The 12443-nt window shown below is 75.0% G+C and carries 11 protein-coding genes; 7 read left to right on the plus strand and 4 right to left on the minus strand.

Features of this window, described 5'->3' with window-relative positions; all coding sequences use genetic code 11:
- Positions 1–32: 32 nt before the first annotated feature.
- The 5 genes from pqqA to OH807_RS04785 all read left to right on the plus strand — a co-directional run bounded on the left by pqqA (position 33) and on the right by OH807_RS04785 (position 5000).
- On the plus strand, positions 33–185 hold the full coding sequence (gene pqqA, locus OH807_RS04765; protein WP_406194247.1) for a pyrroloquinoline quinone precursor peptide PqqA: 153 nt from the start codon (positions 33–35) through the stop codon (positions 183–185).
- Positions 182–871, plus strand: coding sequence for a pyrroloquinoline-quinone synthase PqqC (gene pqqC / locus OH807_RS04770; RefSeq protein WP_406194250.1), 690 nt, complete (start codon positions 182–184; stop codon positions 869–871). Before pqqA ends, pqqC begins: the two co-directional genes overlap by 4 nt.
- Positions 868–2274 (plus strand): pyrroloquinoline quinone biosynthesis protein PqqE, encoded by a 1407-nt coding sequence (gene pqqE, locus OH807_RS04775; protein ID WP_406194253.1) that lies wholly within the window; start codon positions 868–870, stop codon positions 2272–2274. Before pqqC ends, pqqE begins: the two co-directional genes overlap by 4 nt.
- Before the next feature lie 8 nt (positions 2275–2282).
- A complete protein-coding gene (pqqB, locus tag OH807_RS04780) occupies positions 2283–3179 on the plus strand; it encodes a pyrroloquinoline quinone biosynthesis protein PqqB (RefSeq protein ID WP_406210707.1) in 897 nt (298 codons plus the stop codon).
- A 309-nt stretch (positions 3180–3488) separates the two neighbouring features.
- Complete coding sequence (locus OH807_RS04785; RefSeq protein WP_406194256.1) at positions 3489–5000, plus strand: lytic transglycosylase domain-containing protein; 1512 nt, start codon at positions 3489–3491, stop codon at positions 4998–5000.
- 203 nt (positions 5001–5203) lie between these two features.
- Here the strand turns inward: OH807_RS04785 and OH807_RS04790 are convergent, their stop codons facing one another.
- A complete protein-coding gene (locus OH807_RS04790) occupies positions 5204–5788 on the minus strand; it encodes a TerD family protein (RefSeq protein ID WP_406194259.1) in 585 nt (194 codons plus the stop codon).
- Between the two features lie 162 nt (positions 5789–5950).
- Here OH807_RS04790 and OH807_RS04795 point away from each other — a divergent pair, with 162 nt between their 5' ends.
- Positions 5951–7264 (plus strand): M20 family metallopeptidase, encoded by a 1314-nt coding sequence (locus OH807_RS04795; protein WP_406194262.1) that lies wholly within the window; start codon positions 5951–5953, stop codon positions 7262–7264.
- Positions 7265–7338: 74 nt separating this feature from the next.
- On the opposite strand, the gene OH807_RS04800 is transcribed toward OH807_RS04795, so the two are convergent.
- Positions 7339–8025 (minus strand): class I SAM-dependent methyltransferase, encoded by a 687-nt coding sequence (locus OH807_RS04800; RefSeq protein ID WP_406194264.1) that lies wholly within the window; start codon positions 8023–8025, stop codon positions 7339–7341.
- Between the two features lie 273 nt (positions 8026–8298).
- Here OH807_RS04800 and OH807_RS04805 point away from each other — a divergent pair, with 273 nt between their 5' ends.
- A complete protein-coding gene (locus tag OH807_RS04805; protein WP_406194266.1) occupies positions 8299–10680 on the plus strand; it encodes a glycosyl hydrolase family 18 protein in 2382 nt (793 codons plus the stop codon).
- 147 nt (positions 10681–10827) lie between these two features.
- Here the strand turns inward: OH807_RS04805 and yidD are convergent, their stop codons facing one another.
- Both yidD and OH807_RS04815 read right to left on the minus strand, forming a co-directional pair.
- A complete protein-coding gene (gene yidD / locus OH807_RS04810) occupies positions 10828–11373 on the minus strand; it encodes a membrane protein insertion efficiency factor YidD (protein WP_406194268.1) in 546 nt (181 codons plus the stop codon).
- 96 nt (positions 11374–11469) lie between these two features.
- Positions 11470–12243 carry a hypothetical protein gene (locus tag OH807_RS04815; RefSeq protein ID WP_406194271.1) on the minus strand — a complete coding sequence of 258 codons (774 nt, stop codon included), beginning with the start codon at positions 12241–12243 and terminating at the stop codon, positions 11470–11472.
- Between the last annotated feature and the right edge of the window lie 200 nt (positions 12244–12443).

The following is a 12443-nucleotide window of genomic DNA, read 5'->3' on the forward strand; positions in this document are numbered from 1 at the left end:
CCCGTCCGTCCCCTCCCCCGAGGAGCGTTCCGATGCCGCACGCCACCACGCCCCGCCCGGCCCCCGCCGCCCCCGCCGGGCAGCCGGCGGCCACCGCCGCCAAGCCCGTCTGGACCGCCCCCGCGGTGGAAAGCCACCGCACCGGCGCCGAGGTGACCGCCTACGCCGCGCGGACCGCCCGGTGACGCAGCCCCTGACCCGCGAGCGGTTCGCGGCCGGGCTGTACGACCTGCGCGGACGGTACTGGGACACCCACCCGTTCCACCTGCGCCTGCACTCCGGCGGCTGCACGCCACCGGAGTTGCGGCGCTGGGTCGCCAACCGCTGGTACTACCAGCTCTGCCTGACCCGCAAGAACGCCGCCATCATCGCCAACTGCCCGCTGCCGGAGGTCCGTCGCGCCTGGGGCGAGCGGCTCCCCTACCAGGACGGGCCGAGCGGCGACGAGGGCGGCCTCGCCGACTGGCTGGTGCTCGGCGAGGCCGTCGGCCTGGACCGCGCCGAAGTCCTCGACGAGCGGCACGTCGCCCGCGGGGTGCGCTTCGCCGTCGACGGCTACCTGCACTTCTGCCAGACCAGGTCGTGGACCGAGGGCGTGGCGGCGGCGCTCACCGAGATGTTCTCGCCCGACCACATGGCCGATCGGGTGACGGCGTGGCGCACCCACTACGACTGGATCGCCCCCACCGGCTACGCCTACTTCGAGCACCGCATCCCCACCGCCCGCAAGGACAGCGCCCGCACCCTCGAACTCGTCCTCGACCACTGCGTCACCGCCCACCAGCAGCAGGCCGCGCTGGCGGCGCTGACCTTCAAGTGCGAGGTGCTGCGCGCCATGCTGGACGCCGTCGACTACGGCGCCGACCGGTGACCGCCCCCGCCCGGACCGGCCAGGTACCCGACCAGGTGCCCGGGCTGCGGCCCGGGGTGCGGCTGGTGCACGACCCCGTCCGCGACCGTACCGCGCTGCTCCACCCCGAGGGCGTGCTGCTGCTCAACGACACCGCCGCCGCCGTCCTCCGGCACTGCGACGGCCGGCGCGGGGCGGACGGCATCACCGCCGAACTCGCCGGCGAGTACGAGGGCGTGGACGGTGGAGAGGTCCGCTCGCTGCTCGCCGACCTCGCCGGGCGGCGGCTGCTCACCCTCGACGGCACCGGTGCACCGGCCACCGCACGGCCGGCCGCCGGACTGCCCGGCGCCGCGGTCCGCGCGCCCGCGCCGTTCGGCCTGGTCGCCGAACTCACCCACCGCTGCCCGCTGCAGTGCACCTACTGCGCCAACCCCGTCGAACTCACCCGCCACCGTGCGGAGCTGGACACCGGGCAGTGGCTGCGCCTGCTCGACCAGGCGCGCGGGCTGGGCGTCCTACAGCTCCACCTCACCGGTGGCGAGCCGCTGCTCCGCCGCGACCTGGCCACCCTCGTGGCCCACGCCCACCGGCTGGGCCTCTACACCAACCTGGTCACCAGCGGCCTCCCGCTGGACGCCGCCCGCGTCGCGGAGCTCGCCGACGCCGGGCTCGACCACGTCCAGCTCTCCGTCCAGGACGCCGACCTGCGCCGCGCGGACGCCGTGGCCGGCCTCGCCGCGCACGAGCGCAAGCTCGCCGCGGCGGCACTGCTGACCGGCGCGGGCCTGCCGCTGACCGTCAACGCCGTGCTGCACCGCGGCAACCTGGCCCGGCTCGGCGCCCTCGCCGACCTCGCGGTGGCCCTGGGGGCCGACCGGGTCGAGCTGGCGCACACCCAGTTCTACGGCTGGGCCTGGCAGAACCGGGCCCATCTGGCCCCGAGCGCGGCGCAGGTCCGGCAGGCCGAACTCGACGTCGCCGCCGCCCGCCTGCGCCACGGCGACCGGATCGAGATCGTGCACGTCGCCGCCGACCACCACGGCGGCACCGCCAAGCCCTGCATGGACGGCTGGGGGCGGCGGCAACTGGTCGTCGCGCCCGACGGCGCCGTGCTGCCCTGCCTGGCCGCCGCCCAACTGCCCGGCCTCCCGGTGCCCAGCGCGGTGACCGACGGCCTGGCCGCGATCTGGTACGACTCGCCCGCGTTCAACCGGTACCGGGGCACCGACTGGATGCCGGAGCCGTGCCACAGCTGCGCGCTGCGCGAGGTGGATCACGGCGGCTGCCGGTGCCAGGCGTTCCAGTTCACCGGTGACGCCGGCGCCACCGACCCGGCCTGCCGGCTCTCCCCGCACCACCACCTGCTCTCCGGGCCGGCCCCCGTGACCGGCCCGGCCCCCGCACCTCGGAGAATGCGCTGAAGATCCGGATCCTCGGCACCGCCGCCGGCGGCGGACTGCCCCAGTGGAACTGCGGCTGCGCGGGCTGCACCACCGCGCGCCGCACCCACGCCGCGCGCAGCCAGGACTGCCTCGCGGTCAGCGCGGACGGCGCCGCCTGGTACCTGGTCAACGCCTCGCCCGACCTGCGCGGCCAGCTGCTCGCCGCCCCCGAGCTCGCCCCCGCCCCGGGCACCCGGGACACCCCGCTCCGCGGCGTCCTGCTGACCAGCGGGGAACTCGACCACACGCTGGGCCTGTTGACCCTGCGGGAGGCCGCCGGGCTGACCGTGCACGCCACCCTTCCGGTGCGCTTCGCGCTCCACTCGGCCTTCCCCGTCGGCCCGCTGCTCGCGCCCTACACCAAGGCCGGCTGGCAGACCCTCACCCCGGGCGAGACCGTCGAACTGGCCGGCGGGCTGCGCGCGCAGCCGCTGGCGCTCGGCGGCAAGCGGCCCCGCTACGCCGCGGACCTGCCCGGCGAGGGCTGGGAGGGCCGGCCGGACTGGGTCTGCGGCTTCCGGTTCACGGCGGCCGGCGACCGGGCGAGCGCGGTGTACGCGCCGGGGCTGGCCGCGTGGACGCCGGAGCTGGACGACGCGGTGACCGGCGCGGACGTGGTGATCCTGGACGGCACCTTCGCCACCGACGACGAGCTCGCCGGGGACACCGGGGGCACCCGGACGTCCCGCGGCATGGGGCATCTCGCCGTCCGCGACTCGCTGCCGCACCTGGCCGCCCGGCCCGGCCCGCGCTACCTCTACACCCACCTCAACAACACCAACCCGCTGGCCCACCCCGGCTCTCCCGGCACCGGGGCGCTCGCCCGGGAGCTGGCCGCGGCGGGCGCGGCCGTCGCCGAGGACGGGACGCTGATCGAGCTCTGATCCGGCGGCGGGGCACGGGCGGGCCGGGCCCGGTCGGGCCGCAGCCGGGCGGGGCGGGCGCGCACCCGGCGCAGCCGGGTGGGGCGGACAGCCGGGCGGGCCTGCCGCGACTGCCCCGCCGGCACCACCGCCGGGACCTCCCCGTTCATCGAACGGTGGCCTGCGAGCTGCCCTTCGGTCACTCCGGTCGCGTCAGATCGTCGTGATACTAATCGTTCCGGGAACACGAACTGTCATGCACCGCCAGGCACGATGCCGACGGTCCGTCCGTTCCCGGAGGGTCAACGACGGTCACGGGGAGGGCACGGCATGACGGCAGGGCAGAGCCGCACAGAGCACGGCACGACGACGGGGCGGCGGAGCGCGGGGCAGCGGACCCTGGGGCACGGGGGCGCCGGTCGGCACGACACCGCGGAGCGCGGACCGGCCCTGACGGGGCGCCGGCTGCGGCTGGGCAAGCGGGTCACCGGGGCGGCCGCCGCGTTCACCGCGCTCGCGGCCCTGACCGGCTCGCAGGTGACCGGGATCGGGCTCTCCCCGGCGGCGGCCGCGGGCCCGCCGCCGGTGCTCGACCCGGTCGTCCCCGTCGCCCTCGCCGGCACGCTGCCCACCTTCGCCCTCCCCGACGGGGTGCGGCCGACGCTCGCCAACACGCCGGGTGCCGGCGGCGTCCCGGTGGACGGCGGCGGCCCCGTCCAGCTGCCGCAGCCGCCGGCCACGCTGCCCGGCGACCCCTCGGCCGGCCCCTTCCGGACCGGGCCGGCCCTGCCCGAGACCGTCTTCGCGGCCTACCGCAAGGCCGAGACGGCGCTCGCCGTGCGCTCGCCCGGCTGCCACCTGCCGTGGCAGCTGCTCGCCGCGATCGGCGAGGTCGAGTCCGGCCAGGCCGGCCGCGGTGCGGTGGACGCCGCCGGCACGACGTACCGGCCGATCCTCGGCCCGGTGCTGGACGGCAAGGGATTCGCCGCGATAACCGACACCGACGGCGGCCGGTACGACGGCGACCGGGTCTGGGACCGGGCGGTCGGCCCGATGCAGTTCATCCCCTCCACCTGGGCCTCCTGGGGCGTCGACGCCAACGGCGACGGCCTGACCGACCCGAACAACATCTACGACGCCGCCGAGGCCGCGGGCCGCTACCTCTGCGCGGGCGGCCGCAACCTCGCCGACCCGGCCCAGCTGGACCGGGCGGTGCTCGGCTACAACAACTCGGGCGAGTACCTGCGGACCGTCAGGAACTGGATGGCGCACTTCGGCTCCGGCACCCCGGCCACCACCCCGGACCGGTCGGCGCCGGCCGCCGGCACCACGCCGACGACGCCCGTCCCCCCGACCGCGCCGGCCCCGGCCGCATCCGTGCCGGCCTCACCCGCAGCGCCGGAGACGCCCTCGGGCACGCCTTCGGAGACGCCCTCGGGAGCTCCGTCCGCCCCGGCGACCACCGCGCCGGCCCCCACGGCCTCCGCGACGCCGAGCACGACGCCCGGCACCACCCCCACGGCCACGCCGACCGGGAGCCCGAGCGGCACCCCGACCACAACGCCGACCGCAACCCCGACGGGCACGCCCACCGGGACGCCCACGGCCACCCCCACCGGCTGCCCCGGTGCCACCACGTCCCCCACGGCCACTCCGACCGCGACCGCCTCGCCGTCGGCCACCCCCTCGGCCACCGCGACCGCCACGCCGACCGCCCCCGGCTGCCCGGCCCCCTCGGCGAGTGCGACGGCCCCGGCCACGACCGGCGCCGGCCCCTCGGAGGCCCCGTCGCCCTCGGCGAGCCTCTCCCCGGCTGCGGTGCCCGCACCCGCCGCGCACTGACCCACCGTGCACTGACCCACCACGACGGCCGCGGGCCGGGAGCGCTCGCTCCCGGCCCGCGGCCGTCGTACGGTCACGCCGCGCCCGGCCGCAACGGCAAACGCGGGGCCCGTCCGGGGGGAGATCGGACGGGCCCCGCGCCGCCGGTCCGGGGGCGCCGCCGGGGGGCCGCCCGCCAGTCGGGGCGGACGGCCGCCGGGCCGTCAGAGGTGCTTGACCAGCTCCGGCATCAGGTCCTGGAAGGTCCGGCCGCTGGCGGGCTGGCCGATCGCGGCCATCTGCCAGCCGCCGCCCGTGCGCTGCACCTTGGCCATGATCTGCGCGGTGTACGGGCCGCCGCCGGTCAGCGTGTAGCGGGCCAGCTCGGCGCCGGTCTGCTCGTCGACCAGCCGGCAGAAGGCGTTCTCGACCTCCTGGAAGGTCTGCCCGGTGAAGGAGTTGACGGTGAAGACGATCTGGTCGACCTCGGCCGGCACCCGGGTGAGGTCGACGGTGATCGACTCGTCGTCGGTCGCGTCGCCGGCCCCGCCGGTCAGGTTGTCGCCGCTGTGGCGGACCGAGCCGTCGTTGCTCTGCAGGTGCTGGAAGAACACCACGTCCACCGGCTTGCCCGCGGCGAACAGCACCGCCGAGGCGTCCAGGTCGATCTCCTGCGAGGCCAGCAGCTTGGCGAAGAAGCCCTTCTTCTGCGCGGCCCGCCAGCCCAGTCCCATCCGGACCAGGCCCAGCTGCCCGCCGCCCGGCTTCTCCAGGCTCAGTTTCTGACCCTTGGCCAGCGAAACGCTCATCGTGCCCTCCTCGTTCCTCCGCCTGCGCGTTTGAATCTACAGCACTGTAGAGATGGCTTCGCCAGGACGGTTTCATCCGGACGCAACATTCGGCCCTGGGAGACCAGGTACCCCGTTCCTAGGATCGACACCACATCATCCGAGCACTGCGAGGGGTAAGCGATGAGTGACACGCTCCAGGACGGGACCACCGGGGCGCTCCGCGCCGAACTGGACCGCCGGGCCGCCGGGGTGGCCGAGCAGGTGATCGCCTGGCGGCACCACCTGCACGCCCACCCCGAACTCTCCAACCGCGAGGCCGGCACCGCCGCCCTGATCGCCGACCGGCTGCGCGCGCTCGGCCTGGACGAGGTCCGCACCGGCATCGCCGGCCACGGTGTGGTCGGCGTCCTGCGCGGCGGGCGCCCCGGCGGCCGGGTCGTCGCCCTGCGGGCCGACACCGACGCCCTGCCCGTCCCGGACCGCTGCGGCACCGACTTCGCCTCCACCGTGGTGGACGCCGACTACCCCGGCGGGCCGTTCTCCGTCTCGCACGCCTGCGGCCACGACTGCCACGTGGCGATCCTGCTCGGCGCGGCCACCGTCCTGGCCGGCGTCCGCGCGGAGCTGCCCGGCACCGTCCTGTTCGTCTTCCAGCCCGCCGAGGAGGGCCCGCCGGTGGACGAGCCGGGCGGTGCCCGGCAGATGCTCGCCGAGGGTGCGCTCGCCGACCCCGAGCCGACCATGGTCTTCGGCCTGCACGTGGGCCCGGACCCGAAGGGCCGGATCGGCTACCACGCCGGCCACCAGCTGGCGGCCTCCCGGCTGGTCCGGATCGTGATCACCGGCCGGCAGACGCACGGCTCCGCGCCGTGGCGCGGCGACGACCCGATGCCGGCCGCCGGCGCCGTCCTGACCGGGATCGGCCAGCTCTACCGGCAGCGCTCCGCCTTCGACCCGGTCGCGGTCAGCATCGGCCACCTGGAGGACGTCGGCCGGTTCAACATCATCGGCGAGACGGTGACCCTCTGGGGGACGATCCGCTGCGCCGTCGAGGCCGACGTGGCCGAGGTGGAGCGCCGGCTCGCCACGCTGGCCGAGCACACCGCGCAGGCCTACCACTGCACCGCCGAGGTGGCGTACCTCCAGCCGGTGCCCGCCCTGCACAACCGCCCGGAGTGGGTGACGGCCGCGCTGCCCACCTTCCACCGGGTGGTCGGCGCGGACCGCGTCGACGAAGTCCAGCCGTCGCTCGGCTACGACGACGTGTCCGAATTCGTCAACCGCTACGGCGGGCTCTACGTGATGCTCGGCGTCCAGGACACCGAGCGGACCGCCGCGGGCACGGTCGTCCCGGTGCCCGGCGGGCGCGGCATGGCCGTCAACCACAACCCGCACTTCTACGCGGACGACGACACCCTCGCCACCGGCGTCCGCCTGCACGTCCACGTCGCCCTGGACCACCTGACGGGCCTCCTGGAGCCGGGGACGGGCTGACGCCGGGGGCCAAGCGGCTCGGGGCTCGGGCTCAGGGCCCGGGCGTTCCGGGCTCAGGGCGCCGGGCTCCGGGCTCAGGTGTTCCGCTCCGGCCGGACGAGCCGCACCAGGGCGTCGACCGCCTCGGTCCTCGCCGGACCGGCCGCACCGGCCGCCGCCCCCGCCACACCGGCCGCACCGGCCCGGTGGTGGCCGGATTCCGCCGTGACCGGGCGGCGGACCCGCTCGGCGCGGACGGTGCGCAGACCGGCCCCGCCGAGGTCGGCCAGGACGTCGGCCGGGGTGAACAGGACACGTGGGTCCTGCGGGCCGCCCACCCCCTCGGTCAGGTTGGTGGTGTCGTGGCCGACCACCAGCAGCGTCCCGCCGGGGGCGAGGACGGCGGCGGCGCGGCGCAGTGCCGCCCGGCGGTCGTCGGCGGGCAGTTGGAGGTAGGCGACCACCACGAGGTCGTAGACCCCGGCCGGCTCCGGGAAGGTGCGGGCGTCGCCCTGCCGCCAGGTGAGCCGGCCGGCCACCTCGGCGGACAGCCCGGCGGTGAGGCGGGCGGCGCGGTCGAGGGCGACGGCGGAGAAGTCGAGGCCAGTGACCCGCCAGCCCTGCCGGGCCAGCCAGATGCTGTTGCGGCCCTCACCGGCCGCGAGGTCAAGGGCCCGGCCGGGGGCGAGGCCGGCGGTCTCGCGGACCACCCACCGGTTCGGCTCGGCCCCCCAGACCAGCTCACTCGCGGCGTAGCGCTCGTCCCAGGCCCGGTTGTCCATCGCTCCTCCTCCGTCCCGCGGGCCGCTCCGACCTGCGGGCCGCACGGTACGCCACGGTACCGCCGGCGGTGGCTCGCAACCGTCCAGCGGGCGGACACCCTTGACGGCGAATATTGGTCCAGTCCAATCTGTGATGTCGTTGATGCGTACGGGCCATTGGTCCGGAAGCATGTGTCACCCGGCCGCGCGCCCCCACCGCGCTCGGCTCGGCTCCCCGCGGCCCACCCGGGCCATTGCACCGCCGGAAACCCCACTCCTCCGGAGGACAACCGCATGCACGACAGAGTCACGCCCGCGCGCCCTGCCGAGCGCCGGGCCGCCGCGCCACGCCGGCGGGCCACCGCACTGGCCCTCGCGGCCACGCTCACCACGGGCAGCGCCGCACTGGCCCTCTCGCTCAACACCGCCTCGGCGGCGGCCGTCAACCTGCTGACCAACGCCGACTTCGAGAGCGGCAGCCTGGCCGGCTGGACCTGTGCCAACGGATCGGTCGTCACGACCCCGGTGCACGGCGGCGGTTACGCGCTCAGCGGCGCCGCCTCGGCCTCCGACACCGCCCAGTGCCAGCAGACCGTCACCGTCCAGCCCAACACCCAGTACACCCTGTCGGGCTGGGTGCAGGGCAGCTACGTCTACCTCGGCGCGACCGGAACAGGCGTCAACTCCCAGTCCTGGACGCCGAACGCCACTGGCTGGAGCCAGCTCAGCACCACCTTCACCACCGGTGCGAGCACCACCTCGGTGACGGTCTACACCCACGGCTGGTACGGCACCGGCGCCTACCGCGCGGACGACCTCAGCCTCACCGGCCCGGCCGGGCCGACCAGCAGCACCAGCCCCACGGCGTCCAACAGCCCCACGGCGTCCAGCAGCCCGACGGCCTCGAACAGCCCCACCGCGTCCAACAGCCCCACTGCCTCGAACAGCCCCACCGCGTCCAACAGCCCGACCGCGTCCAACAGCCCGACCGCCTCGAACAGCCCCACGGCGTCCAACAGCCCCACGGCGACGGCCACCGCCACCGCCACGGGCACCGCCCCGGCCGGGGACGGCAAGGTCACCACGCCCACCGGCGTCACCGTCACCAAGGTGACCCACAACGCCGTGGTGCTCAGCTGGCAGCCGTCCACCCTGACCAGCGGCGACGGCGTGGTCGCCTACAAGGTGTACTCGGGCAACCAGCTGGTGGCCACCTCGATGGGCACCTCGGTCGACGTCAGCTCCCTGCTGCCGAGCACCGCCTACGGCTTCACCGTCCAGGGCTACTCGGGCAGCCACGGCTCCGCCCAGTCCGCGAAGGTCTCCACGACCACCGCGGCCGCGCCTGCCGCGAGCCCGTTCCGCTCGGCCTACTTCGACCAGTGGGGCGTCTACGAGAACGCGTACCACGCGAAGAACGTCGACACCAGCGGCGCCGCCGGCAAGCTGGACGTCATCACCTACGCCTTCGCCAACATCCACCCGACCTCGCACACCTGCTTCCAGGCGGTGAAGGCCTCCGACTCGGCCAACGAGTCCAACCCCAACGCCGGTGACGGCGCCGGTGACGCCTACGCCGACTACCAGGCCGACTACACCGGCGCGGCCAGCGTGGACGGCAGCAGCGACATCTACGAGCAGCCGCTCAAGGGCAACTTCAACCAGCTGCGCCAGCTGAAGGCCAAGTACCCGAACCTGCGCCTCACCATCTCGATCGGCGGCTGGACGTACTCCAAGTACTTCTCCGACGCGGCCGCCACCGACGCCTCCCGCAAGGCCTTCGTCTCCTCCTGCGTCGACATGTTCCTCAAGGGGAACCTGCCGACCGGCATCGCCGGTGACGCCTCCGGCGGCACGGCCTCCGCGGCCGGCCTCTTCGACGGCGTCGACCTCGACTGGGAGTACCCGGGCTCGGCCGGCGGCCACACCGGTAACCACTACTCCGCCGCCGACAAGCAGAACTTCACCCTGCTGCTCAAGGAGTTCCGCACCCAGCTGGACGCCCTCGGCAACGCCCAGGGCAAGCGCTTCCTGCTGACCGCTGCCCTGCCCAGCGGCCAGGACAAGGTCGCGCAGCTGGAGACCGACAAGATCGGCGCCTACCTCGACTACGCCGACGTGATGACCTACGACATGCACGGCGCCTGGGACGCCAAGGGCCCGACCAACCACCAGGACCCGCTGCACGACAGCCCGAACGACCCGACCACGCCGATCACCCCGGGCACCCGCAAGTACAACGTGGACACCACGCTCACCGCGTACACCACCGGCCTGCCCGAGTACGGGATCACCGGCGGGTTCCCCGCCAACAAGCTCGTGCTGGGCATCCCGTTCTACTGGCGCGGCTGGACGGGCGTCCCGGCCGGGACCAACTTCGGCCTCTACCAGAGCGCGACCGGGCCGACCCCGGCCAAGCCGCTCAGCGCCGAGGCCGGCCTGGCCGCCTGGAAGGAACTGAACGCCACGGCCGCCACCACCCACTGGGACCCGGTGACCGAGACCTCCTGGGTCTACGACGGCACCAACTTCTGGACGGGTGACACCCCGCAGGCCATCCAGGCCCGCGGAGCGTACGCCAAGAGCAAGGGCCTGGCCGGGATGTTCGCCTTCTCCCTGGAGAACGACGACGCCTCCGGCACGCTGCTCAGCGCGATCAACAGCAGTCTGCACTGACACCACGTCACTGATGGCGCATCGCTTCTGACGCAGCGTCATGAACACCGGGGGCCGCACGGATCGGGAAGATCCGTGCGGTCCCCGCGTGCCGTCCGGCTCTCCGCACCGCCGGGCTGTCCACACCGCCGGGCGCCGGACCGCCCGTCAGTGTCCCGGCACCGGGTCCGCCCCGCCGCGGCGGGCCGCCCCCGGGCGGCACCGCAGCAGCCGCCCGACCGTCAGCCGGGCACCGCGCACCGCGCCGTGCCGGTGCAGCGCCTGGACGGCGTACGTCGAGCAACTCGGCGTGTACGGGCAGCAGGCCGGGCGCTTCGGGCTGACCTCGGTCCGGTAGTACCGCACCGCCCCGTACAGCACCCCCGCCGCGAACCCGCCCGGGGCGGGTGCCGCCGGATCGGCCTCGGCCCGCCGGCCGCCCCGGCCCGCACCGAGCGCGAACCGGAGGCCCGCGACCGTCATCACCGGCACGAGCGCGATCAGGCAGGGGTCGCCCAGATCGCAGCAGTCACAGGCGTCGCAGGCGTCCGACCAGTCGCGGTCCTTCTTCGGGCGGTTCTTCCGCCGGTGGGCGAGCCACTCCCGCCGCTGGAGCTTCCGCCGCCGGCGCTCCTTCTCCGGCAGCCACCACCAGGCCCGTTCCGGGCGCCGTGACGGGTACGGGGCAGGCGGCTGGTGCGGCGGGAAGGCCACGCTTCACGGTCCCTTCGGTACGCCGACGGGGCCGGCCCCCGACGGCCCGATCAGACTATCGAAGGACACGGCCCCTGCGGACACCCGTGCGGAGGTTCAGTCCTGGCCGCCACCGAGGGTGGGGAACAGGTCGGTGAACGGCTGGGTCGTCACCGACACGCTCCGGCCGAACGGGTCGTCGAAGTCCCAGATCAGGAAGAGCAGGAAGGCGATCAGCGCACTGAACATGCCCGCCAGCAGCAACTCCCGGGTCGAGCGCCGGATCTGGAGCGCGAACACCATGCCGACGGTCACCACGGCCCCCACGATCAGCCCGAACCAGACCACGCCCGGCATGGTCGGACCGGCGTTCTGGCCGCGGGCGTTGCGGGTCTCGTCGGCGACGGCGATCCGGTCCATGATCGGCTGGTACGCCTGGGCCTCCAGGTCACTGGCCGGTGTGCGGGTCGCGACGTCCTGGCGCAGCTTCGCCAGTAACTCGGTGCCGCGTTCGGAGATCTCGCCGTGCTCGCGCATGTACGCCCACTCGACGTCGACGACGTACTGGACGTAACCGTCCACGTCGGCGCGGACCTTGTCGCGAAACTCGACCGGGTAGACCTGGGCGCGCTCGCTCACCTCGTGCAGCGACTGGGCCTCGCGCAGGACGTCGTCCTGGGCGGCGCCGCGCGCCTCCCAGACGCCCGCGATGGCGAGGCCGAGCACGATCGCGTAGACGACGCCGATCATCATCGTCATGTACTCGATGACGTCGGGTGTTTCGTCGGTGTTCTCGTCCACGCTGGCCCGGCGGTGCCTCAGCAGCACGACCGCCACCACGACGGCACAGGCCGCCGACATGGCGATGGCCAGTGCCAACCATTCGGACATGGGAACTCCCTTCTTCGGCTTGGCATTCGGGGCCGGGCCGGCTGGGCCCGGGTTCTTCCACGGCCGCGGGGGCGCGGCGTGCCTCTCCGAACGGCACGGAGGGGCGCACCGGGGCGGCGGCGCCGCGGCTCTGCGGGTGCGGGCGGCGCCGCCGGGGCCCGGCTCGGTGGGCCGGGCCCCGGCGGAACGATTCGCCTGCC

Origin of the sequence: Kitasatospora sp. NBC_01560, assembly GCF_045208415.1 — a bacterium.
Taxonomy (GTDB): Bacteria; Actinomycetota; Actinomycetes; order Streptomycetales; family Streptomycetaceae; genus Kitasatospora.